The organism is Luteimonas composti (assembly GCF_042678665.1).
GTDB lineage: Bacteria > Pseudomonadota > Gammaproteobacteria > Xanthomonadales > Xanthomonadaceae > Luteimonas > Luteimonas composti.
In genome coordinates, this window is record NZ_JBHTKU010000001.1 from 235,411 (window position 1) to 259,065 (window position 23,655).

Genomic DNA, 23,655 nt, shown 5'->3' on the forward strand with positions numbered 1-23,655 from the left:
TATGCTCGCGCGCTGTAGCGGCGGGGCGGTGAGGCAGGACGTGGGGAGGCGGTCGCGGTGCTGAGCATCGGCGTGGTGGTCGTCGCGGCCGTGCTGTGGCTGGCCCTGCTGTTCGGCATCGCGGTGCACGCCGAGCGCAGCACCGGCGTGCTGGCCCGGCACTGGAAGCACGTCTACGCGCTGTCGCTGGCGGTGCACTGCACGTCGTGGACGTTCTACGGCACGGTCACCCAGGCCGCGCGCTACGGCTGGCCGCTGCCGCCGACCTTCGTCGGCGCGATCGCGTTCTACGCGCTGGCGGTGTTCTTCCTGATCCGGCTGGTGCGGCTGGCGCGCGAGACCAACGCGACCTCGCTGGCCGACCTGATCGCCACCCGCCTGGGCAAGGATCCCTGGCTGGCCGCGACCGTCACCCTGGTGGCGGCGCTGGGGGTGATTCCGTACATCGCACTGCAGCTGCAGGCGATCACCCAGAGCTTCGCCACCCTGACCGGCGGCGCGGAAGCCGCGGCGGGACAGGTGCCGGCGCCATGGCGCGACGGTTCGCTGTACGTGGCCCTGGCGATGGCGCTGTTCGCGATGCTGTTCGGCACGCGCCGCGCCAGCGCCACCGAGCACAACCGCGGCCTCGTGCTGGCGATCGCCTTCGAGTCGGTATTCAAGCTGCTGGCGATGCTGGCGCTGGGCGTCTTCGTGTGGCTGGGACTGGACGGGCTGCGTGGCGGCACGGCGCCGGCGCCGGTTGCGCCATCGGCCGGCGGTTTCGTGCCGCTGGTGCTGCTGGGGGCGCTGGCGATGTTCGTCATGCCGCACCAGTTCCACGTCGGCGTGGTGGAGTGCCGCGACGATCGCCATGTACGCACCGCGCGCTGGTTGTTCCCGCTGTACCTGCTGCTGATCGCGATTCCCGCGCTGCCGCTGGCGCGCGCCGGCGCGCGCCTGCTCGGCGACAGCGTGCCGGCGGACATGTACGCACTGGCGCTGCCGCTGGCGGCGGGCAACGACGGCATCGCGCTGCTGGTGTTCCTGGGCGGGCTGAGCGCCGCCACCGGCATGGTGATCGTGGCGACGCTGACGCTGAGCCTGATGATCGGCAACCACTGGTTCGCGCCGGGCCTGCTGCGGGGTGCCTGGTCGCGCGGGCAGGGCGACGATCACCGTGGCGGCCTGCTGCTGCTGCGTCGCGCCGGCATCGTGGCGATCATGCTGCTCGGCTGGGCCTATGCGCGGCGCGTGGGCGGCAACGAGGCGCTGGCCGACGTGGGCGCGGTCTCGTTCTCGGCGCTCGCCACCTTGGCGCCGGCGTTGGCCTTCGCCGTGTGGCGCCCGCAGACGCCGGCGCGCGCGGCGGTCTTCGGCGTGCTGGCGGGGTTCGCCGCCTGGGCCTGGGTGATGCTGCCGCCGATGGTCGCGCCCGCGCAGGCGTTCCTGCACGACGGCCCGCTCGGACTGGCCTGGCTGGCGCCCGAGTCGCTGTTCGGCCTGACCGGCTGGAGCCGGCTGGGGCGGGCGGTCGGCGTGAGCCTGTTCATCGGCACGCTGACGACCGCATTGCTGGCCGGCATGGGCAGCGCGCCGCACCGCAGCGAGGCGCGCGGCTCGGACCGGCAGACCCTGCGCAACGCCGGCCGCCGCTTCCTGCCGGCGCAGCGGGTGGACGAACTGCTGCGCGGCGCGCCGCCGAGCGGGCCGGTGCCGGCGGCGATCGAATCGGCGCTGGAGCGCGAGCTGGCGGCGGTGCTCGGCAGCGCCTCGGCGCGCCTGCTGCTCGACGCCGCGCGACGCGAGGCCGGGCCGGACCTGGACACCGTCGCCGCCATCGTCGGCGAGGCCTCGCAGGACCTGCGCTTCAACCAGCGCCTGCTCGAGGCCGCGCTGGAGAACATGAGCCAGGGCATCAGCGTGGTCGACAGCGAGCTGCGCCTGGTGGCATGGAATCGCCGCTACGCCGAGCGCTTCGACTATCCGCCGCAGATGCTGCGCGTCGGCGTGCCGGTCGAACGGCTTGTGCGGCACAACCTCGCCAGCGGCCTGCTGGGGCCGCTGGACATCGAACGCGAAGTCGAGCGGCGCCTGGCGCACATGCGCGCCGGCACGCCCTACGTGGCCGAGCGCCGCTTCCCCGACGGCGCCGTGATCGAGATCCGCGGCAACCCGATGCCCAACGGTGGCTTCGTGGCGACGTTCACCGACGTCACCGCGTTCCGCGTGGCGGAAGCCGGGCTCAAGCGCGCCAACGAGACCCTGGAGCAGCGCGTGGCCGAGCGCACCGCCAGCCTCGACCAGGCGCGGCGAGAGGCCGAACGCGCCAACGACGCCAAGAGCCGCTTCCTGGCCGCGGTCGGCCACGACCTGCTGCAGCCGCTGCACGCGGCGCAGCTGTTCACCGAATCGCTGGCCAAGCAGCTCGACCCGGGGCACCGCCCCGCGCTGGGCCAGCTGCAGGGCGCGCTGGATTCCACCACCGACCTGCTCACCGGCCTGTTCGACATGTCGCGTCTGGAGGCCGGTGGACTGGTCCCGCAGCCGCGCGATTTCCCGCTGGCCGAAGTGCTCGAACCGCTGGCCTCCGAATTCCGCGCGCTCGCGGAGGCCAGCGGCCTGCGTTTCCGCCACGTTCCCAGCAGCGCCTGGGTGCATGGCGATCCGCAGCTGCTGCGGCGGGTGCTGCAGAACTTCCTGGCCAACGCGGTGCGCTACACGCGTCATGGCGGCGTGCTGCTCGGCGTGCGCCGCGACGGCGATGGGCTACGCATCGAGGTGCATGACACAGGGCCCGGCATCGCGCCCTCGCAGCAGCAGCTGATCTTCGAGGAGTTCCGCCGCGGCGAGGGCGTGGCGGGGCAGGGCCTGGGACTGGGCCTGGCGATCGCCGACCGCATCGCGCGCCTGATGCAGGCGCCACTGCGGCTGCGCAGCCGCCTCGGCGCCGGCACGGTGTTCTCGCTGCGCCTGCCTGTCGCGCGGGCCGCGCCGCGCCCCGAGGCCGAACTGCCGCGCGCTGGCCTGGCCGGCACGCGCATCCTGATCGTCGACAACGATCCGATGGCGCTGTCCTCGCTGCGCGGCCTGCTGCAGGGATGGGGCTGCGTGGTGGACGCGGCCGCCGACGGCGCCGGCGCCGAGGCGCTGCTGCAGGCGCGGCCCGCGGCGCTGTGGCTGTTCGACTACCACCTCGACGATGGCGATACCGGCATCGACCTGTACCAGCGCCTGTCGGCGCGGTTCGGTGTGCGCCCGACCCTGGTGCTGAGCGCCGACGACAGCGGCGAGGTGCGCCGCCGCGCGCTGGAGCACGGCCTGTCGCTGCTGCAGAAGCCGGTGCGGCCGCTGGCGCTCAAGTCCACGCTCGACCGCCTGCGCACGATGCGCCAGGACTGATCGGGCCGCGCGCTACACTCGCGCCTGCTTACGCGCAAGGGGTGCGGGATGGCGGGATGCTGGCGCGACCGGATGCTGGCCGGGCTGTTGCTGGGGCTGGCGTGCATCATCCCGGCGCGCGCGCAGGCGCCGCCGGAGCAGTCCGCGCGCCGCATCGCGATCACCATCGACGACCTGCCCTGGGTTTCGTTCGAGGGGCTCGACGAGGCGCAGCTCGAGGCGCGCCACCGGCGGCTGATGGCCGCACTGGACGCCGCCGCCGTGCCGGTCGCCGGCTTCGTCAACGGCGACAAGCTCGAATCCGGCGGACGGGTGCTGCCGGAGCGGTTGCGCATGCTGGTCGACTGGCTCGATCGCGGCCACGAGTTGGGCAACCACACCTACGGCCACGTCGACCTGCACGCGGTCGGCCTCGAGGCCTACCGGCAGGCGATCCTGGACGGCGAACGCGAACTGCGGCCACTGCTCGCCGAAACCGGCACTGCGCCGCGCTGGTTCCGCCACCCCTACCTGCGCGCCGGGCGCAGCGCGGACGATCGCGCGGCGCTGCAGGCCTTCCTCGATGCGCATGGCTACCGCATCGCCCCGGTCACCATCGACAACAGCGACTGGATCTGGGCGCTCGCCTATCGCAGGGTCCTGGATGCTGCGCCCGAACCGGGCCGCGAGGACACGCTGGCGCGGCTGCGCGAGGCCTACGTGCCCTACATGCTGGCCAAGGTCGAGTACTACGAGCGGCAGTCGCGCGAGTTGCTGGGGCGTGAGATCGCGCAGGTCTGGCTGCTCCATGCCAACGAACTCAACGCCGAGGCCTTCCCGGCGCTGGTGGCCGGCGTGCAGGCGCGCGGCTATCGCGTGGTCGCGCTGGAAGAGGCGATGCAGGACCCGGCCTACGCGCGCGGCGCGGAAGGCTACGACGGACGCTCCGGCCCCAGCTGGCTGCACCGCTGGGCGATCGGCGAGGGAAAGGGGCGGGAGTTCTTCGCCGGCGAACCGGAAACGCCGGCCTGGGTGCTGGCGCTGGCGGGCGTGGAGGCCGAATAGCGGTCGACCGGCGCGGCCGCGCACCGCTACCATGCGCCGCCCGCCGCTGCATGGACCGCACATGCCCTATACACCGATCGCCGCCACGCTCGGCTACGTCCTCTCCCCCGACCGCCGCCGCGTGCTGATGGTCCACCGCAACGCGCGCCCGGGCGACCAGCACCTGGGCAAGTACAACGGTCTGGGCGGCAAGCTCGAGGCCGACGAGGACATCGTGGCCGGCATGCGCCGCGAGATCCGCGAGGAGGCCGGCATCGAGTGCGACGAGCTGCAGCTGCGCGGCACCATCAGCTGGCCGGGCTTCGGCAAGCACGGCGAGGACTGGCTGGGCTTCCTGTTCGTGGTGACGCGCTGGTCGGGCAAACCCTACACCTCCAATCCGGAAGGCACGCTGGAGTGGGTGGAGGTCGAACGCATCCTCGAGCTGCCGCTGTGGGAGGGCGACCGGCAGTTCCTGCCGCTGGTGTTCGATAGCGACCCGCGCGCCTTCCACGGCGTCATGCCGTATCGCGACGGCCGGATGGTGTCCTGGAATTACTCGCGGATCTGAGGCGCCGCGCGGCTCGGCGCACCTGCCATCCGCGCCACGCGCGCAACGTGGCCGCCGCCAGGCACCACGCCAGCACGCCATAGGAGCAGACGGCCAGCGCGAGGCTGAGCGCAAGCCAGATGCCGCCGCGGCCGCCGGCGAAGTTGAGCTCGGGATTGCCGGCCAGCAGCAGCGAAACCGGCATCCACGCCAAACCCAGGACCAGCACCGCGACCGCCACACCGCGCGCCAGGCTGCCATGGCGGGCGATGAGCGCCGCCGTGGCCGCAGGCGCGCAGAGGGCCAGCGCCGCCAGCACGTTGCCCAGGGGCAGTCCGCCGGGCAGCGCGGCTTCCAGCCAGTCCGCACCGGAAAACAGCGCCACCAGCGTCGCCAGCGCAGCGGCGAGCAGCAGCGCCGCGGCAATGTGCGCGGCCGCGTCGGCGCGCGCGTGTGCGGCCGCCGTCGTGGCTCGCGAAGTGCCCGCTTGCGGCCTCAAGCCGCCGGCTCGCTCCACACGGCGAACTCGCTGCCACCGGGCGCGAGGAAATGGAAGCGCCGGCCGCCGGGGAACTCGAAGATCGGCTTGATCACCTCGCCGCCGGCCTCCACCACGCCCGCCAGCGTCTGCTCGAGCGCATCGCTGTAGAGCACGACCAGGGCACTGCCTGCCTCGCTGCGCGCAGCCAGGGAGGAGGCGTAGAAGCCGCCGTCCAGGCCGGCGCCCTCGATGGCCAGGTACTCCGGCCCGTATTCGACGAAGCGCCAGCCGAAGGCCTGCTCGAAGAAGCGCCGCGTCGCGGCGAGGTCGCGCGAGGGCAGCTCGACGTAGTTGATGGTCCCGTGTCCGGGCATGGTGTCCTCCCGCTGCGCGTGCGTTCCGCGATGGCGCCGAGCGGCGCCCAGCGCGCGGCGATGATGCCACAGCGCAACGTCCAGGGCCGGAGCCGCGCCGTGCGGTCAGCGCATCGCCACCGCGCGCATCGGCTCGATCCGCACCGACTGCCCTGGCTCCACGCGCTCGCCGCCACGCACCACCAGGCGGTCGCCCGGCCGCACGTTGCCCTCGACTTCCACCAGGTCGTCGAGCTCGGCGCCGGCACGCACCGGCAGGCGCGTGGCGCGTTCGCCCGCATCGATCCGCACCACGTAATCGCCCTCGCTGCGCAACACCAGCGCGTCGCGTGGTACCGCGACCACGGTACGCGGTACTGCGCTGGGCAGGCCCACGGTCACCGGCGTGCCGACCGGCAGGGCGGTGTCGTCCAGCGCCACGCGCACTTCCAGCTGGCGCGAGGCATCGTCGCCGATCGGCACCAGCGCGGTGATGCGGCCGCTCCGCTCCTCGCCCTCGCTGCGTACCCGCACATGGCTGCCGGGCGACGCCAGCTTCGCAAGCGCCACCGGCGCGCGCGCGTGCACCTCCTGCGCGCCCGGATCGACCAGCCGCGCCACCGCGCCGCCGGGAAGCAGGTACTCGCCAGCCTCGACCATGCGCTCGGCCACGATGCCGTCGAACGGCGCGCGCACCACCATCTGCGCGCGCTGGTGGCGCACCTGCGCAAGCTGGGCGCCCGTGCGCGCCAGCTCCTGCACGAGGGTGTCGCGTTCGGCCCGCTGCTGCTCGTACTGCGCCCGCGCGATGCCGCGCTGTTCGGACAGCGCCGCGTAGCGGCGCTCCTGCGCCTGGGCGAGGTCCAGCTGCACGCGGATGCGTGCCATCTCGGCGGCGCGTTCGCGCTCCTCCAGCTGCAGCGCGGTGTCGTCGAGCATCGCGATCGGCTCGCCCTTGCGCAGCCGGGTACCGACGTCGGCGACGCGCAGCACGCGCCCGGGCATCTCGCCGGCCACGCGCGAATCGTGGCGGCTGGCCACGGCGCCCGGCGCCCAGTGGCGGGGCGCGAATTCGGCGCTGACCGCCGGTGCCACGCTCACGGTGGCCGGTGGCGCTGCCGGCACGACGGCGGGGGGATTGGCGCCGGCATCGCCGCGCAGCAGCAGGACGCCGAGGGTGGCGACGCTGGCGGTGGCGATCAAGCAGGCATGCAGGGTACGCATCGGGATTCTCCTCGGGGGAAGGAAGCGGGGATGTCAGGCCGCGGCCTGCGGCAGGGGGAGGGGCGCGGGGCGGCGCAGCGACAGTCCGTCGCCCAGGCGCATCAGCGCCGGCACCAGCACGACGGTGAACAGCAGGCTGAGCGCGACACCGCCCACGGACACTGCCGCCAAGCCGCGATAGATCACAGCGCCTGGCCCGGGATTGACCGCCATCGGCAGCGCGCCCAGCACGCCGGTCAGCGCCCCGATCAGGATCGGCCGCAGGCGCTGCTCCAGCGCCTGGCGCAGCGCCTCGTCCAGCGCCGCCCCGGCGTCCTGGGCGGCGCGCGCCTGCGCGACCAGCAAGATGGCGTTGTTGATCACCATGCCCAGCAGGAGGATGAAACCGATCATCGACAGCAGGTCGAGCGTCTGCCCGGCGGCGAGGTCCAGCACGCGCAGGCCGGCCACGCCCCCGAGCAGCGCGAGCGGCAGGGTCGCCATCACGAAGGCGCTGTCGCGCAGCGAGCGGAACATCGCCGCCATCAGCATGAACAGCACCAGCAGGGCCATGGCGAAGTTGCCGCCCATGCTGGCGACCACCTCGCCGAGCCGGTCGGCGCTGCCCGAGACGCGCACCGCCGCATCGGGCGGCAACGCATCGCGCAGCCGCGGCACGATCTCGTCGTTGACCACGCCCAGCGCCTCCTCCAGCGATACCGCCGCCGGCGGATCGATGGTGAGGGTGATGGTGCGGCGGCGGTCGATGCGGCGCAGGCGGCTGGGCGCGATCACCGTGTCCAAGCGTGCCAGTTCATCCAGGCCGAGCAGCCCGCCCTGCGGCGTGGCGAGCATGGCCGCACCCAGCGCGGCGGCCCGGTCGCGGGCGGCGCGCAGGATGATGTCCAGACGCCTGTCGCCGTCGAAGTACTCACCCAGCCACTGGCCATCGCCGAGCGTGCGCACCACCGTGCCCAGGTCGCTGCGCTGCCAGCCGGCCTCGGACAGGCGGCGGTCGTCGGGGGCAATGCGCAGCTCCGGCGTACCGGGGTCGGCGCTGGGCCATGCCTGCACGTTGGCATTGGGGAAACGTTCGCCCAGTGCGCGCCGCCCGGCCTCGGCCGCGCGCTGCAGCGCTTCGCCATCGCCGTGCTGCAGGTGGATGGCGATGGCGCGCGGCGAGCCGCCGAAGCCGCCAAACAGCTCGCCCTCGCTGGCGAAGGCGCGGGTATCGGGCAGGCCGGCGACGATCTCGTCGCGCACGATGCGCTCGAGTTCGCCGATGTCGCCCGGACCGACCACCCGCGCGCCCAGCGTGCCGCCGCCCGGCCACAGGCTCAGGTACCAGTTGCTCAGCTGCGGTGCCTTGTCGCCGTCCATGTACGGCCGCATGCGCGCCAGCAGCACCGGCGCGATCTCGGCGTCCACGCGCGCCGGGCTCATGCCGGGGGGAAACGTGAAGTTGGCATCCACTGCCGCGCGCTTGACCGGCGGCAGGTAGTCGATCTGCGGCATCAGCAGCGCCGCCAGCAGCAGCGGCGCCAGCACCAGCGCACCCAGCCAGGCCAACTGCTGGCGACGCGTGCGCGTGGCGCGCAGCGCCCAGTCGCCGGCCATGCGCCAGCCCGGATGCGGCGCCGCGCCCGCGCCCGTGCGCAGCCAGCTGCCCGCCGCTGCCGGCAGCACCGTCACGGCCACCAGCAGCGAGATGCCGACCGCGATCGAGATCGTCAGCGCGAGGTCGGCGAACAGTTGGCCCTCGACGTCCTCCATGAAGATCACCGGCAGGAACACCGCCACCGTGGTCAGCGTCGAGGCCACCAGCGCGCCTCCCACCTGGCGCGTGCCCTCCAGCGCGGCGCGCGCGGCCGGCATCCCGCCTTCGCGCAGCCGCAGGATGTTCTCGGCCACCACCACCGCCGCGTCCATCACCATGCCCACCGCGAAGGCCAGGCCCGCCAGCGAGATCACGTTGAGGCTGCGCCCGGTGAGCTGCAGCACGATGAAGGTCGCCAGCAGCGAGATCGGGATGGCGCAGGCGATCAGCGCGGTCGCGCGCACGTCGCGCAGGAACCACCACAGGCAGCCGACCGCCAGCAGCACGCCCAAGGTCAGGCTGCCGCCGAGCAGCCCCAGTGCACGGTTGATGAACACCGAGGCGTCGAAGCTCTGCGCGATGTCCAGTCCCAGCGGCTGCAGTTCGTCCTCGCGCAGCTGTTCCACCACGCGCTTCACCTCCCCCAGCGTCGCTAGCACGTTGGCGTCGTGCGTGCGCAGGATGCGCAGCCCGATCGCGGGGTTGCCGTTCTGGTAGGAGAAGAAGCGCTGCTCGGGCCGCCGGATCTCGACCGTGGCCACGTCGGCCAGGCGCACCGGACGGCCGTCGCGCCAGGCCAGCACCAGCTCGCCCATGGCCTCGGGGGAATAGCGGCCGGCGAAGCGCAGCACGTATTCGCGGCGCCCGGCCTCGACCACGCCGCCGGACACATCGGTGGCGCGCGCGGCCACCGCGGCGACGTCGGGGATGCGGATATCCAGCGCCGCGGCGCGTGCCAGGTCCAGGGTGATGGCCAGCTCTTCGGTGGAGCCGCCGTTGATCTCCACGCCGGCCACGCCCTCGACCGAGGTCAGGCGCGGCACGATGCGGTCCTCGATCATCCGTCGGTAGTCGAGGATGCTGCCCGAGGTGCCCGGCAGTTTTTGCACGAAGAAGTAGGTGAGCGAGTTGTTGGCGTTGTCGGCGCCGGCCTGCACCACCGGCGGGCTGGCGTCGCGTGGAAGCGGGGGCAGGCGGTTCATCCGCGACAGCACCTCGACCAGCATCGCGTCCATGTCGCTGCCGACCGCGAACGACAGGTTGATCGCGCTGAAGCCCGGGCCGATGTTCGAAGCCACTTCCTCGATCCCGGGCAGGCCCTGTAGCACGGTCTCGATCGGCTCGACGATTTCCGATTCCATCTCCTGCGGCGAGGCCGCGCGCCAGGTGGTGACGATCGACATCTGCGGGCGTTCGATGTCGGGAAACAGCTGCAGCGGCAGCTTGCCGAGGCTCAGTAGGCCGAAGGCGCAGACCAGGGCCACCACCACGGCCACGGCGGCCGGATTGCGCAGGGAGGCGTCGGTGAGCTTCATGGCGGGCGGGCAGGTGGGGAGCGTGACGCGCACGATGCGCGCGCCGCCCGGTGCGGCGATGGCCCACAAGTCACGCGGCAGGCGCGGTTGCGGCGAAGCGTTGCAGGGCCGCGCCGAGTGGTGGGCAAGGGCGTGTGCAGCACGCTGGCCGATGCCGACGGGAAACGCCGCGGAGTTTGCGCGGTCTGTCGTCCCGCCGTGCGGAGACTCAGCGGCGGCCGGCCGCGACCTGCCGGTCCACGCGGCTCACAGCAGGATCGAGAGCTTGTCCCGGTGCGTGCGCGAGAGCTTGAGTTCCTGGCCGCAGTCCAGGCGCAGGAAGCTTTCGCCGTTCGTGTGCGGGCGCAGTTGGACCACGCGGTCGGCGTTGACCATGGTCGAGCGATGGATGCGCGGGAACCGCTGCGGGTCGAGCTGCTGCTCCATCTCGCGCATGGTCGCGCGCAGGATCAGGGTGTCGCCCTTGCCGTCCTCGCCGTCGACGTGGATGCACATGTAGTCGCCGGCCGCGTCGATCCAGCGGATGCTGCGCAGCTCCACGCGCAGGCTGCGGTGGCCATCGCGCACGATCAGCCGGTCCTCGCGGCGCAGCTGTCGCGCCGCGTCCGGCTGCAGCGCCTCGTCCAGGCGCAGCGGCGCGCGCCCGCTCAGTTCACCCAGCAGCTCCAGCAGCTGGCCGCAGTGCGCATCGGCCTCGCGCTGGGCGCGCGCGCAGCGCACCCGCGCCAGCGCCTGCGCCAGGCGGCTGTCTTCCACCGGCTTGAGCAGGTAGTCGGTGGCCGAGGCCTCGAAGGCGCGGATCGCGTAGTGGTCGTAGGCGGTGACGAAGACCACCAGCGGCATCTCGCTGGCCGGGATCCGGCGCAGGGTCTCGAAGCCGTCCACGCCCGGCATCTGCACGTCCAGGAACATCAGGTCGGGGCGGTCGTCGCGCAGGCCCGCGATGGCCGAGGCACCGTCGCCGTACTGGCCGACGATCTCGACGTCCGGCCAGGCCTGCAGGCGGATCTCCAGCCCGCGCCGGGCCAGGGGCTCGTCGTCGACGATCACCGCGCGCAGGCGCGTCTGGGCGGCGGGGGCGGTGGCATCGAGGGTGGTGGCCCGGGCGTCCAAGGTCAGTCTCCCGTGCTCTGGCTGGTTTCGAAGGGCAGCCGCAGCGTCACCTCGATGCCGGGCGACAGGTTGCGCACGCCGAAGCTGCCGCGCTCGCCGTACAGCACCGCCAGCCGCTCGCGCGTGTTGCGCAGGCCCACGCCCTTGCCGGGCGGCAGGCGGTCGCCCTCCAGGCAGGTGCAGCCGGGGCCGTCGTCGACCACCCGCAGCACCAGCTGCTCGCCGTCGTGGCGCGCCTCGATCCGCAGCGTGCCGCCCGCCACCTGCCGCGCCACGGCGTACTTGATGGCGTTCTCCACCAGAGGTTGCAGCAACAGGCTGGGAAGCAGCGCGCGCCAGCAATCCTCCTCGATGTCGATCTGCACGCGCAGGCGCTCGGCGAAGCGGATCTTCTCGATGTCCAGGTACAGGGTCAGGGCGTCCAGCTCCTGGCGCAGGGTCACGCGCTGCATCGGGTCGCTGTCCAGCGAATGGCGCAGGAACGCCGACAACCCCTGCACCATGCGGTTGGCGGTGCCGTTGTCGCGGTCCAGCACCAGGGTGGAGATCGCGTTGAGCGTGTTGAACAGGAAGTGCGGGTTGAGCTGGTAGCGCAGCATCTTCAGCTGCGCCTGGTGGGCCATGCTGCGCGCCGCCAGCGAGCGCTCGGTCTCGCTCTGCAGCTGGCGGTAGTACTTGATGCCGAAATACAGGCCCACCCAGGCCAGCACCACGTAGATGTAGCCCAGCGAGTAGGCGACGAACGCGACCCGGTTGCGCGGCTTGCAGGTCTCGCAGAACTCCACCAGCACCTCGCGCGTGGCCATGTCCATCAGCGCCGAACTGAGCAGGATGGGAAGCACCATCGCCAGCAGCAGGCGCTTCGGCGGCAGGCTCCAGCAGGCGCGCAGCAGCATCCGCAGCCCCAGCGTGGCCAGGGCGCCGGTGCCGGCTGCGGTCAGCGGCACCACCCAGTAGCCCGAGGGCTTGTCGTGCGCGATGGCGGCCAGCCAGCCCTGCGCGAAGTACGCCGTCCAGCCGCCCAGGTGCAGCAACCAGAACAGCTGCTGGCGCGGAAGCTCGAACGGACGGGAGATGGCGATGGACATCGGCGGTGCCCGGATGCAATCCCACGCATCCTACTCCCGGCCCCGGCCCGTGCATCCACGGTTCGTCGCGCCGCCGGCACGCTTTGCCGCGGGCCGGCCGCGCCGCGGAATCAGGACTGTCCGGCAGCCCCGAGCAGGCCGGCGAACACCACCAGGCCCAGGAAATAGACGAAGGGCGAGACCAGCAGCGAGGCCAGCAGCTGCCACAGGCCCGCATTCGCGCCCAGCCTGGACATCGCCACGATGGCGAGGATGAAGGCCACCAGGTTGAGCGGCCAGCCCAGGAACAGGCCCAGGCCCGGGAACGGGATGATGAAGGTCGCCCAAGCGATCGCCAGGCAGATCCATGCCGCCCGTCCGGCCGGGTTGTCCTGTGGCCCCGTCTCCGTAGCAGCAATCCCCATGTCGTCCCCTCGGTACTGTGTGGCTGCGGCGGGACCGGCGCCGCGTCGGCCGGGCAGGCCTACCCCAACCGGATCCGTTCCGGCGTACCCACGCGATCGAGCGGCGAGCGTGTCGGTCATGGCGGGTCCCCACTCGCGGATCCGGCCGGGGCGGTTCCATCCATGCACCGGCATGCGAGGCCCATTCTGTCGGACGACGCGGGAAGTGCCTCCTCCGGCGACAGGGGCATTTGGCATGGGCGGTCAAGCGCGTCCGCCGGACCGCGCGCGCCACAGTCGGGGCAGGCCGGTCGGGCCGGTCTGCCGCAAAGGATGCTCGCCGCGGACGGGCTCCGTCCCGCGTGGTGGCGCTAGATCTGCGCCAGCATCAGCACGTAGCCGTCCGGATCTTCGAGCCGGCACTCGCCGCCCGGCATGTAGAACGGGTAGTGGATGGCGCCTGGTGAATGGCCGCGCGCCACCAGCGCCTCGCGCGCCTGCACGATGTCGTCGAAGTACAGGTAGAACAGGATCGCCTGCTGCGAGGCATCGACCGGCGCGTCCGCCAGTCCCACCATGAGGTCCGCCCTGCCGGATTCCAGCCAGGCCCAGACCGGTGCGGACTGTCCCTGCGGGACCACGGTGTTCTTCACCGTGAATCCGAGGTCCGCGTAGAAGCCGATGCTGCGCTCCACGCTGGCGACATGCGCGAAGGCAACGAGCGAGCGGGTCAGGGCTGTCATTGGGCCTCCGGTGGTGGGGCGGGGCGGTCGCCGCGCGCGCGACGCTGAAGTCAACGCCGCTCCGACATTTCCTTGATTTTCGCCGCGGCGTCCGCGACGAAATCCACCGAAGCGTCGAAGTAGTCCCGCGCGTTTCCGTCGGGGGCGAGCGCCCAGTCGCCGACGCGCAGCGTGAGCTCGCAGCCGGACGCCGCGGGGCTGAGAAGGTAGGCGTACTCGATCCCGTCGACAGGCCGTTCCCACCTGGGGCTGTGGTAGGCCATGCGCAGGCTGCGCGGCACGTCGAACTCGACCACCTTGAGCACCGCGTAGCCTTCCCACTCCAGCACCGAGCCCGCGGCCAGCGTGTCGGCGGTGAAGCTTTCGGGCACGTCGTCCCATTCGCGGATGTTGGCGGCGCGGGTCAGCACGTCCCAGACGGCGGCGGGCGTTGCCCGCACCTGGACGACGTGCTCGGCAATCAGCGGTGCTTTCCCGGTCATCTTGCGGTTCTCCTTTTCCGTGGCGAGCGGCGGCCACGCTGGCCTGGCCACGCAGTCGAGCAGTCGAGGAGGGCACACTGTGAGAGCAGGCAGAGGATACTCCGCGTGGCCGCGAGCCGAGCCCCATAACTGTCCTCGACCGTCCAGGGTTTCAGGACGCAGGACCTCGCGCGCAGGCAGGACTGTAGGACAGGCGGACCAGCGGCTGACCGTTGGCCTCGCGCACCAGGGTCCCGTGCTCGGCGGCGGTGCGCCGCTTGGTTTCGATCCACTCCTCGTCGGCAAGGAATGACGCCCAGCGGGCGTCCATCGTGGCCTGGTCCGGCCACGCCAGCAGGTAGATGAACTCGACGCGGTCGCCAGTGTCGCTTTCCCACATGTCGACGATGTTGAAGTCGTGGCGCCGCATGATGCGCAGCGCATGGTCGCGGAAGCGGTCGTGGAACGCATCGCGGTTGTCGCGTTCGATCTCGTAGATGCGCAGCTGCTGGATGCCGTCCTGCTGCTCGCAACGGTAGGGGTCGGCCGCGGCCGCGTTCGCGGAAAGGAGCGCGGCCGACAGCACCGCGGGAAACAGGGGAATGCGCATGGCGTGCCTCCGGTGGGATGGGGCGCGATGGCCTGACAAGGCGGAAACGGGCTTGTCGGCCGCGTGGACGCGCATCGGCCGAATGCATGGCCACGAGTGCGCCGTCACGTGGAAGCCTAGCAAATGGCCATGCCTCGCCTGCTGCGGTCACCGCCGAGCCTAGGCTGGTTTGTGACGCCGAAAGGTATGCCGTGCCATCTATCCGGCCACCTGCCGGCTCGGATCCCCGATCTCCAGCTCCCGCAGGATCACTCCGGCCTGGGTGCGGTTGCGGGCGCCCAGCTTTTCGAAGATCACAGACAGGTGCGCCTTGACCGTGCGCTCCTGGATGTCGAGGCGGTCGGCGATCTGCTTGTTGAGCAGGCCCTGGGCCACGAGGGTGAGCACGCGGAACTGTTGCGGGGTGAGGCTGGCCAGGCGCGCGGCGAGGTCGGCGTCGGCAGGGGAGGACTGGGTGCGGGTGACGGCGCCGCGCAGGGCGGGGGGCAGCCACTGTTCGCAGGCCAGCACGGTGCGGATCGCGTCGCGCAGTTCGTCCAGGCCGGCGCTCTTGGGGATGTAGCCGGCGGCGCCGTGGTCGAGGGCGCGGCGGACGATGGCGGGGTCTTCGTTGGCCGATACCAGCACGACCGCCACGGCCGGATACTGGGCGCGGATGGCGGCCAGGCCGGCCAGGCCGTGGTTGCCGGGCATGTGCAGGTCGAGCAGGACCAGGTCGATGTCGTGGCGTGATTCGAGCAGGGCCAGCACGCCGTCGAGCGATTCGGCCTCGCAGGTGTCGACGTCCGCTGCAGCATCGGCCGCCGCGCCGCGCAGGGCGGCGCGGAACAGCGGGTGGTCGTCGGCGATCAGCAGGGTCGGCATGGCGGGACTACAGGGCGAGGCTCAGGTACACGCTGTTGGGGTCTTCGACGTAGCCGGCGAAGGGCGGACAGGGCCGGAAGCCCGCGCCGAGGTACAGGCGGCGTGCGGGTTCGAAATAGGCCATCGATCCGGTTTCCAGGCTGGCGCGGGCGTAACCGGCGGCGCGGGCCTCGGCCAGCAGGTGGGCGAGGATGGTTTTTGCCACGCCGCGGCGCTGGTACTCGCGTGCGGTGCGCATGGCCTTGATCTCGACGTGCGTGGCATCGAGGCGCTGCAGCGCGCCGCAGCCTGCTAGCTGGTGGCCGTCGTGCAGGGTCCACACGCGCACGCCGGGCTGGCGCAGGCCGCCGAGGTCGAGGGCGTGGCAGCTTTCGGGTGGCGCGGTCGCGGCCATGGCGGCGGCGTGCTGGGCCATCAGCGCGGCGAAGGCGGGATCGTCGAGGTCGGCGGGACGGATGTGCATGGCGGCAGCCGGGGCGGGAGGCATCGCGAGGTGCGCACCCGTGCCGGGCGGGCCGGCGCGCGAGGCAGGTCCGCCGGGTGCGGGCGTGCAGCCTATTGTGCCGTCCAGCCGCCGTCGATGGGCATTGCCGTACCCGTCACGTTGTGCGCCTCGCGCCGGCACAGCCACACCGCCATCGCGCCGATGTCCTCGGGCAGCGACAGGCGCTGGCTGGGCTGCTTTTCCGAGAGCAGGGCGCGCACGCCGTCGTCGCGGCTGCCGCCATCGCGGCGCGCCTGGATCTGCGGCTCGATCAGCGGCGTCTCCACCCAGCCCGGGCAAATGCAGTTGACGGTAACGCCGCCGGTGTCGCGGCTGCCGACCGCGGCATATTCCAGCGCGGCCACCTTGCTCAGGCCGACGATGCCGAACTTGCTGGCCACGTACGGCGCCTTGTCCTTCGACGCGACCAGCCCATGCACCGAGGCCACGTTGACCACGCGCCCGAAGCCGCGCGCCGCCATGCCCGGCATGGCCAGGCGCATGGTGTGGAAGGCCGAGCTGAGGTTGATGGCGATGATGTCGTTCCACTTTTCCACCGGCATCTCCGCCAGCGGCACCGCATGCTGGATGCCGGCGTTGTTGACCAGCACGTCGACCGGCGACCAGGCGTCGATGGCGGACATCATGGATTCGATCCGGGCGGGCTCGCGCAGGTCGGCGCCGAAGTGGCGGGCGTCGGGCGCACCGGCCTCGCGCACCGACTGCACGGCCGCGGCGATCTGCCCCTCGTCGCCCAGGCCGTTGACGGCCACGCGGGCGCCGTGGGCGGCCAGGGCCCTGGCGATGGCCAGGCCGATGCCGGAGGTGCTGCCGGTCACCAGTGCGGTGCGGCCTTCGAGAAAGCGGTCGGTCATGGATGGGGCTGGGGTGGGGGCCTGCGGCCAAGGTAGCAGGCGCGCGGCCCGCGAGCGTGGTACCAAAGTACGATGAAGCGTGCCGGAGTGGCTGCTACCTTGCCGGCATGAGCATTCCATCGATGATCGGGAAGATGTGCGCGGCGGCCCTGGCGGTTGGCCTGGTGGCCTGTGCGAGCGGTCCGCGCACCCAGGCGGAGACCTCCTTGTTCAGTGCCCAGCGCAGCAGCGAGCATCGCGGCCAGGACGATCTGCTGACCGCGGGCCTTGGCATCGACGGCCTGCGTGCGATGGCACCGCCGGCCTTCGCCGATGCCGGGCATCCGACCGCGCAGGAACTGCGGCGCCGCGCGATCTGGAGCAACTGGCGCGGCATCGCCGACCTCGCGCCGGGCGGCGGCTATGGCGAGCTGTTCGGTAGCGTCGCTGCTGTGCCGGGACGAGAGTTCCATGCCTACGCGAAGGTGCCCGGCGCGAACCACCCGCACCGGGTAATGCTGCAGCTACCCGACGCCTTCGATGCCGGAAAGCGCTGCGTGGTGGTCACCGCTTCGTCGGGTTCGCGCGGCATCTATGGCTCGATCGCGGTGGCCGGCGCCTGGGGCCTGCCCAGGGGTTGCGCGGTGGCCTATACCGACAAGGGCGCGGGCACCGACTATTTCGACCTTGATACCCGGACCGGCGTGACGCCCGACGGCACGCGCGCCGCGCTGGGCGCGCCCGACCTGGCCTTCGTGCCGAACGCGCCGGTCAACGCTTCGGGCGTGGCCTTCCGCCATGCGCACTCCGGCGACAACCCCGAAGCTGACTGGGGCCGCCACGTGCGCCAGGCGGCCGAGTTCGCGCTGCAGGCGCTGGACGAGGCGCTGCCGGGCGCGGCGCCTTTCACCTTCGACAATACGCGCGTCATCGCGGTGGGGATTTCCAACGGCGGCGGCGCGGTGCTGCGCGCGGCCGAGCTGGAGGGCGACTGGCTCGATGCGGTGGTGGCCGGCGAACCCAACGTGTTCCTCGACGCGCCGGGCGCGCGCAGCCTCTACGACTACACCACCGAGGCCGCACTGCTGATGCCCTGCGCGCAGCTGCACCTGCAGGGCCTGCCGCAGCCGCCGCTGGCCGCCCAGGTCGCGCCGCTGTGGACGGCACGCTGCGCCTCGCTGGCGGCCGCGGGGCTGGTGGGGGGAAGCGACACGGCGTCGCAGGCGCAGTCGGCCTACGAGCGCATGCTGGCCAGCGGCTGGACCGAAGGCGCGATCCGCGCCGGCGTGCTGTCCACCGGCTTCGACCTGTGGCGGGCGGTGGCCGCCACCTATGCCTCGGCCTACGGGCGCTATGGCGTGGGCGAGCATCCCTGCGGCTTCTCGTTCGCCGCGCAGGCGCCGGACTTCAGCGCCCGTGCCGCGACCGCGGCCGAGCAGGCGGCGTGGTGGAGCGATGCCAGCGGCATCCCGCCGGGCGCGGGAGTGGGGCTGGTGGATCGGTCGCTGGCGCCGCCGGATTTCGGGTATGCCGGTCTGCAGTGCCTGCGCGCGCTCAACGCCGGCGACGGCGAGGACGCGAAGCGAGTGCAGGCGGGCATCGCCGGCACTCGCGCGCAGCTGCCGCGTGCCCGCCTGCCCGTGGTGGTGGTGCACGGCACCGACGACGGCCTGGTGCCGATGGCCTTCAGCAGCGCGCCCTACGTGGCCGCGGCGCAGGCCGCCGGGCGCGAGGTGCGCTTCTGGCAGGTGCGCAACGCCCAGCATTTCGACGGATTCCTGGGGCTGCCGGACTACGCGGCGCGGTATGTGCCGCTGCTGCCGTACGTGTACGCGGCGCTGGACCGGGTGTCGGCGCATCTGGATGGCGATGGCGCGCTGCCGGTGGATGGGGTGATCGAGACGGTGCCGCGTGGGGCGGGGAAGGCCCTGGAGGCCGGGAATCTGGCGATGCCGTGACGGTCCGCTCGGGCGCGGTGCAGGCATCGCGCGCGGGGCTTCGGACATTGCCAGGTAGGGTCACGAGACGTCGCTCCGACCGCCCCCACCCCAACCCTCCCCCGCAGGCGGGGGAGGGGGTTAAAGCCGAGGATGGGGGACAACGCGGCGAGTGGGGGACAGCGCGGTCGGTGGAGATAACGCTGCGGGCAGCTTCTGCTCCCTCCCCACGCCTGCGGGAGAAGCGATACGGCTTGTGCTGCCGAGCCACGCCCGCGGGGGAGGGGGATATGGCTTGTGCTCCCTCCCCACGCCTGCGGGAGAAGCGATACGGCTTGTGCTGCCGAGCCACGCCCGCGGGGGAGCGGGATATGGCTTGTGCTGCCTCCCCACGCCCACGGGAGAGGCGATACGGCTTGTGCTGCCGAGCCACGCCCGCGGGGGAGGGCGGTACGGCTCGTGCTCCCTCCCCACGCCTACGGGAGAGGGCGGCACAGCTTGTGCTCCTTCCCCGCCCGCCGGAGAAGGCGACGCGGCTTCTGCTCCCCCCGCCCGCCTGCGGAGGATGGCGATGCGGCTTTTGCTCGATCCCCCGCCTGCGGGAGAGGGCGATGCGGCTTCTGCTCCCTCCCCCGCCTGCGGCGGAGGGTTGGGGTGGGGGCCGCCGAAGCGAAACCGTGCGCCCGACCATCTGCGAACCGTAGTCAGGCTTGGCCGTCGTCATTGCGTAAAGGCGCTACGCGCGGCGGCGCTTCACGCGTACGCCTCCCATGGCGGATAGGCCTTCCAGCCCTCGCTGTCATCCTCACAAGGCTTTTGGCACTCTGCCCATCCGCTTCTCGCAGGGCGCGCCATGTCCAGACCCCGCCATTTCTCGATGCTGCGCGACTTCCACCTGGCCGACTGGTTCACCCTGGCCAACGCGGTCTGCGGGACCGGGGCGGTGTTCGCGGCGATGCGCTTCCTGCAGGACGGGGTGGTGCGCGACCTGATGATCGGCATGGCGCTGATCCCGCTGGCCTTCATCTTCGACGCCCTCGACGGCCGCATCGCGCGCTGGCGCAAGGTGGCCTCCACCCTGGGGCGCGAACTCGACTCGCTGGCGGACGTGATCTCCTTCGGCCTCGCCCCGGCCGCGCTGGGCTACGCCTGCGGCCTGCAGGGCGGCTGGGACTGGGTGGTGCTCAGCTATTTCGTGGGCTGCGGCGTCAGCCGCCTGGCGCGCTACAACGTCACCGCCGAGATCCTCGCCGACGGCGGCGACAAGGTGAAGTACTTCGAAGGCACGCCCATTCCCACCAGCCTGGCGATCGTGATCGCGCTGGCGGTCGCGGCATGGCAGGGCTCGATCGGCGCGGACATCTGGTTCGGCCAGTGGCAGCTCGGCCCCTGGCAGCTGCATCCGCTGGTGCTGGTGTACGCGCTGTCGGGTTCGCTGATGATCAGCAAGACGGTGCGGATCCCCAAGCTCTGACGCGCCTGGCGTCGCCTGCCGTTGCTATGATCGGGTGACACAGGAGGACAGCATGTTCAACCAGGGCTTCGGCATGGGCGCGGGCGGGCAGGCGCAGGAGTTCGAGCGGCTGGCCCGGCAGTACTGGGCGGCCTGGGGCGATGCCCTGCGCGGCACCGCACCGGGCGCTGGCCAGGCCGGAACGCACGCCTGGCAGGATGCCATCGACTGGTGGACGCGCTATGCCCATGGCGGCCGCAGCGGCGTCAACGACGTGCTGGAGCGCTTCAACACCCAGGCACGCGACTGGTACGCGCAGATGCAGCAGGTGGCCGCGCAGTTCGCCGGCCAGGACCACAGCGCCAGCGACGTCGCCCGGGCCTGGAAGCAGGCGCTGGGCGCGACCGGCGCCAACCCGTTTCCCGAGATGCTGCGCGCGATGCGCGGCCAGGGCCCGGCCGGACTGGACCAGTGGGTCGAGGACGCCCGCCCGTGGCTGGATGCGGTGCGCGGCGAGGGCATGGCCTGGCTGCGGATGCCGGCCTTCGGCGCCGGCCGCGAACACCAGGAGCGGCTGCAGCAGCTGGCCGCGGCACTGGTGGAGTACGACGAGAGCAGCAGCGCCTATACCGCGCTGATGCTCAAGGCCTCGCAGCGCGCCTTCGCCCTGTTCGAGGACAAGCTGGCGGCGAAGGCCGATTCGGACGAGCGGATCGAGAGCGCCCGCGCGCTGTTCGACCTGTGGATCGACGCGGCCGAAGAGTCCTACGCCGAGATCGCGCTGTCGCAGGAGTTCCGCCGCGCCTACGGCCATCTGGTCGATGCGACGATGCGCGTGCGTGCCGGCCTGCAGCGCGAGGTGGAGCAGGCCTGTACCACCCTGGGCATGCCCACGCGCACGGAAATCGACGCCGCCCACCGCAAGATCGTGGAGCTCGAGCGCTCGCTGCGCCGGCTGCGCGATGCGGTCGAGCACGGTGCCGCGCCGGCCGCGCCGGGTAGCGCACGTGGGGGCTCGTCTGTCCGCGCAGATGGCGGCGCTTCCTCCACCGCGGGAAAGAAGCCGGCGACGAAGGCGGCCAGCAGGCGCACGCCGGCCAAGGCATCGGCCAAGCCGGCCGCAGCGGCGACGAAGCCCACGGCCAAGGCGGCGAACACGACCAGGCCCGCGAAGGGTTCGACCGGCGCCCGTGCGGGCGGAAAGAAGAATGCGAAGGCCGCCGCGCCCGCCAGGCGCCCCGCGCGCAAGCTCGCGCCGCGGCCCAGCGTGAGCGCGCGCCGCCCGCCCACCAACGGATTCACCAGCTTCATCCCGATCCCCGAGGCGCCGCTGCCGCTGGACGCGCCCGCCGCCAAGCGTGGAGCGCGCTGACATGCACGGACCCCTCGCCATTACGCCCGACGCCCTGGCCAACGAGGCGATGCGCCTGCAGCACAAGCTCGGCGCCGGGCTGCAGAGCCTGCGCGAAGTCGGCGACTACGACTACGGCGCCACCGGCAAGGAAGAGGTGTGGCGCGACGGCAAGGTGGTGCTGTACCGCTATGTCGGGGCCAAGGCGCCCACCGCCAGGGTGCCGCTGCTGATCGCGTACGCGCTGGTCAACCGCCCCTACATGGTGGACCTGCAGTCGGACCGCTCGCTGGTGCGCGGCCTGCTGGAGCGCGGCGAGGACGTGTACATCATCGACTGGGGCTATCCCGACCGCTCCGACCGCTACCTCACCCTCGAGGACTACATCGAGCGCTTCCTCGGCGGCGCGGTCGATGCGCTGCGCCGGCGCAGCGGGCTGGACAGGATCAACCTGCTCGGCATCTGCCAGGGCGGCGCGTTCTCGCTGTGCTACGCCGCGCTGCATCCGGACAAGATCCGCAACCTGATCACCATGGTCACGCCAGTGGATTTCCACACGCCGGACAACATGCTGTCGAACTGGACCCGCGACATGGACGTGGACCTGTTCGTGGACACGCTGGGCAACGTGCCGGCGGACATGATGAATTTCTGCTACCTCACGCTGAAGCCGTGGCGGTTGTTCGTGCAGAAATACGTGGGCCTGGTCGACATCCTGGACGATCCCCGGGCGCTGGAGGACTTCCTGCGCATGGAGAAGTGGATCTTCGATTCGCCCGACCAGGCCGGCGAGGCCTTCCGCCAGTTCATCAAGCAGTTCTACCAGGCCAACGGCTTCATCGAGGGCGGCATCGAGATCGGCGGGCGCGCGGTGGACCTCGGCTTCGTCGACATGCCGGTGCTCAACATCTTCGCCGAACAGGACCACCTGGTGCCGCCTGACGCGTCGCGCGCGCTGAAAGACGTGGTGGGTACGGACGACTACTCCGAGCTGTCGTTCCGCGGTGGCCACATCGGCATCTACGTGTCGGGCCGCGCGCAGAAGGAAGTGCCCAGCGCCATCCACGACTGGCTGGCGAAGCGGGCGCGCTGATCGCCTCGCTTCATCGCACTGCCGCGGTCCTGTGCGGTCGCGCTGGCGCTGATGCGCCGGCATCCGCCGTCGACGCCGCGTCGGGCGTGATGCGCAAGGCGAGATCGCGGCGTTCATCGACGCGGCCGGTGCGTTGGATTGCCGCCGCCAGCGCAATGGCCGCTGGCACCCGCCGGCGGCGCAGGCGCGCCAGCACCGCAGGCGGGCGCCGGTACGCAGACGCCGACTGGGGGCGGCGTGGAGGAGTCCATCGGCCGCTGTCCAGCCGCAGCGGGCGCCTGCAGCATGCAGCGCGATGGCGCTCCAGAGCAGACGGCGAACGCCGCTTCCGCGACCGGGCGCGGCGGCTGCGCGCATCGGATTCTTCACAAACTCGGCGCTAGACTGCGTCGCATCCACCCTGGATGCGACCCATGAGCCAGACCGCCGCGAGATCCCCAGGCCTGACCCGCTCGATCCACGACCGCGTGCTCGCAGGCGTCATCGGCGGCATTGCGCACCGCTATGGCTGGAGCCCGACGCTGCTGCGCGTGCTCTACGTGGTGGGATCGACCCTGTCGGCCGCGTTTCCCGGCATCCTGGTGTACCTGGTGCTGTGGCTGCTGATTCCCGAAGGCAACGATTGATCGAGCACGACGCCGCGCCCCACGTGGCGCCGCCCTGGAACCCGCTCGTGCTGGCGCTGGGCGTGGCGTGGACGCTGCCCAATACCCTGCTGGGGCTGGTTGCCGGCCTCGCGGCGGTCCCGCTGGGTGCGCGCCTGCATCTGAACCGGCGCGAGCGTGCCCTGGTGTTCCATCGTTGGCCCTGGGGACCCGGCGGCGCGATGACGCTGGGCAACGTGATCCTGCATACCGGCGACAGCCTCGATACCCGATGCAGCACCTACGCGCATCGCGCCGGCCTGTGCAGCGAGCCGGGCATCGTGCTGGGCGACCACGAGCGCGCGCACGTGTACCAGTACATGGCGCTGGGCCCGCTGTTCCTGCCGGTATACCTGGCCTGCGGCGGCATCAGCGTGCGCAACCGCTTCGAGCGTGCCGCCGACCGCTATGCCCGGACCGGACGCGGCTGGTGGCCCTGGCCCTGCTGATGGCC

General features: G+C 72.0%; 22 protein-coding genes. 9 read left to right on the forward strand and 13 right to left on the reverse strand.

What is annotated here, in order from left to right:
- Positions 1-57 precede the first annotated feature (57 nt).
- The 3 genes from ACFQ2D_RS01085 to ACFQ2D_RS01095 all read left to right on the forward strand — a co-directional run bounded on the left by ACFQ2D_RS01085 (position 58) and on the right by ACFQ2D_RS01095 (position 4,975).
- Positions 58-3,381, forward strand: a complete 3,324-nt coding sequence (locus ACFQ2D_RS01085; protein WP_280941759.1) for a hybrid sensor histidine kinase/response regulator — start codon at positions 58-60, stop codon at positions 3,379-3,381.
- A gap of 48 nt (positions 3,382-3,429) precedes the next feature.
- Entirely contained in the window at positions 3,430-4,425 is a 996-nt protein-coding gene (locus ACFQ2D_RS01090) for a polysaccharide deacetylase family protein (protein ID WP_280941760.1), read from the forward strand.
- Positions 4,426-4,486: 61 nt separating this feature from the next.
- Positions 4,487-4,975: an NUDIX hydrolase gene (locus ACFQ2D_RS01095; protein WP_280941761.1), complete on the forward strand. Its 489-nt coding sequence runs from the start codon at positions 4,487-4,489 to the stop codon at positions 4,973-4,975.
- On the opposite strand, the gene ACFQ2D_RS01100 is transcribed toward ACFQ2D_RS01095, so the two are convergent.
- The 13 genes from ACFQ2D_RS01100 to ACFQ2D_RS01160 all read right to left on the reverse strand — a co-directional run bounded on the left by ACFQ2D_RS01100 (position 4,923) and on the right by ACFQ2D_RS01160 (position 16,744).
- Entirely contained in the window at positions 4,923-5,471 is a 549-nt protein-coding gene (locus ACFQ2D_RS01100; protein WP_280941762.1) for a hypothetical protein, read from the reverse strand. The two genes, ACFQ2D_RS01095 and ACFQ2D_RS01100, sit on opposite strands and share 53 nt — an antisense overlap.
- Positions 5,450-5,809, reverse strand: coding sequence for a VOC family protein (locus ACFQ2D_RS01105; protein WP_280941763.1), 360 nt, complete (start codon positions 5,807-5,809; stop codon positions 5,450-5,452). Before ACFQ2D_RS01105 ends, ACFQ2D_RS01100 begins: the two co-directional genes overlap by 22 nt.
- Positions 5,810-5,914: 105 nt before the next feature.
- Positions 5,915-7,012, reverse strand: coding sequence for an efflux RND transporter periplasmic adaptor subunit (locus ACFQ2D_RS01110; RefSeq protein WP_280941764.1), 1,098 nt, complete (start codon positions 7,010-7,012; stop codon positions 5,915-5,917).
- A gap of 33 nt (positions 7,013-7,045) precedes the next feature.
- Positions 7,046-10,123, reverse strand: coding sequence for an efflux RND transporter permease subunit (locus tag ACFQ2D_RS01115; RefSeq protein WP_280941765.1), 3,078 nt, complete (start codon positions 10,121-10,123; stop codon positions 7,046-7,048).
- Positions 10,124-10,369: 246 nt separating this feature from the next.
- Complete coding sequence (locus ACFQ2D_RS01120; RefSeq protein WP_280941767.1) at positions 10,370-11,236, reverse strand: LytR/AlgR family response regulator transcription factor; 867 nt, start codon at positions 11,234-11,236, stop codon at positions 10,370-10,372.
- Positions 11,237-11,238: 2 nt separating this feature from the next.
- Positions 11,239-12,324 (reverse strand): sensor histidine kinase, encoded by a 1,086-nt coding sequence (locus ACFQ2D_RS01125; RefSeq protein ID WP_280941768.1) that lies wholly within the window; start codon positions 12,322-12,324, stop codon positions 11,239-11,241.
- A gap of 110 nt (positions 12,325-12,434) precedes the next feature.
- Positions 12,435-12,728 carry a hypothetical protein gene (locus tag ACFQ2D_RS01130; RefSeq protein ID WP_280941769.1) on the reverse strand — a complete coding sequence of 98 codons (294 nt, stop codon included), beginning with the start codon at positions 12,726-12,728 and terminating at the stop codon, positions 12,435-12,437.
- A 350-nt stretch (positions 12,729-13,078) separates the two neighbouring features.
- Positions 13,079-13,450: a VOC family protein gene (locus ACFQ2D_RS01135; protein WP_280941770.1), complete on the reverse strand. Its 372-nt coding sequence runs from the start codon at positions 13,448-13,450 to the stop codon at positions 13,079-13,081.
- 50 nt (positions 13,451-13,500) lie between these two features.
- Positions 13,501-13,932 carry an SRPBCC family protein gene (locus ACFQ2D_RS01140; protein ID WP_280941771.1) on the reverse strand — a complete coding sequence of 144 codons (432 nt, stop codon included), beginning with the start codon at positions 13,930-13,932 and terminating at the stop codon, positions 13,501-13,503.
- 151 nt (positions 13,933-14,083) lie between these two features.
- Positions 14,084-14,521, reverse strand: a complete 438-nt coding sequence (locus ACFQ2D_RS01145; RefSeq protein ID WP_280941772.1) for an NIPSNAP family protein — start codon at positions 14,519-14,521, stop codon at positions 14,084-14,086.
- A gap of 198 nt (positions 14,522-14,719) precedes the next feature.
- The gene (locus tag ACFQ2D_RS01150; RefSeq protein ID WP_280941773.1) at positions 14,720-15,385 is read right to left on the reverse strand and encodes a response regulator transcription factor; all 666 of its coding nucleotides are present in this window, start codon (positions 15,383-15,385) and stop codon (positions 14,720-14,722) included.
- A gap of 7 nt (positions 15,386-15,392) precedes the next feature.
- Positions 15,393-15,848, reverse strand: a complete 456-nt coding sequence (locus ACFQ2D_RS01155) for a GNAT family N-acetyltransferase (RefSeq protein ID WP_280941774.1) — start codon at positions 15,846-15,848, stop codon at positions 15,393-15,395.
- A gap of 92 nt (positions 15,849-15,940) precedes the next feature.
- On the reverse strand, positions 15,941-16,744 hold the full coding sequence (locus tag ACFQ2D_RS01160; protein WP_280941775.1) for a 3-hydroxybutyrate dehydrogenase: 804 nt from the start codon (positions 16,742-16,744) through the stop codon (positions 15,941-15,943).
- 107 nt (positions 16,745-16,851) lie between these two features.
- On the opposite strand from ACFQ2D_RS01160, the gene ACFQ2D_RS01165 reads away from it, so the two are divergent.
- The 6 genes from ACFQ2D_RS01165 (at position 16,852) to ACFQ2D_RS01190 (ending at position 23,650) form a co-directional block, all read left to right on the forward strand.
- Complete coding sequence (locus ACFQ2D_RS01165) at positions 16,852-18,681, forward strand: 3-hydroxybutyrate oligomer hydrolase family protein (protein WP_386795507.1); 1,830 nt, start codon at positions 16,852-16,854, stop codon at positions 18,679-18,681.
- Between the two features lie 832 nt (positions 18,682-19,513).
- On the forward strand, positions 19,514-20,134 hold the full coding sequence (locus ACFQ2D_RS01170; protein ID WP_280941777.1) for a CDP-alcohol phosphatidyltransferase family protein: 621 nt from the start codon (positions 19,514-19,516) through the stop codon (positions 20,132-20,134).
- A 52-nt stretch (positions 20,135-20,186) separates the two neighbouring features.
- Positions 20,187-21,485: a class III poly(R)-hydroxyalkanoic acid synthase subunit PhaE gene (gene phaE / locus ACFQ2D_RS01175; protein WP_280941778.1), complete on the forward strand. Its 1,299-nt coding sequence runs from the start codon at positions 20,187-20,189 to the stop codon at positions 21,483-21,485.
- Between the two features lies 1 nt (position 21,486).
- A complete protein-coding gene (locus ACFQ2D_RS01180) occupies positions 21,487-22,557 on the forward strand; it encodes a class III poly(R)-hydroxyalkanoic acid synthase subunit PhaC (protein ID WP_280941779.1) in 1,071 nt (356 codons plus the stop codon).
- A gap of 413 nt (positions 22,558-22,970) precedes the next feature.
- Complete coding sequence (locus ACFQ2D_RS01185) at positions 22,971-23,183, forward strand: PspC domain-containing protein (protein ID WP_280941780.1); 213 nt, start codon at positions 22,971-22,973, stop codon at positions 23,181-23,183.
- A complete protein-coding gene (locus ACFQ2D_RS01190) occupies positions 23,183-23,650 on the forward strand; it encodes a hypothetical protein (protein WP_386795541.1) in 468 nt (155 codons plus the stop codon). The genes ACFQ2D_RS01185 and ACFQ2D_RS01190 overlap by 1 nt, the downstream gene beginning before the upstream one ends.
- Positions 23,651-23,655: the final 5 nt, after the last annotated feature.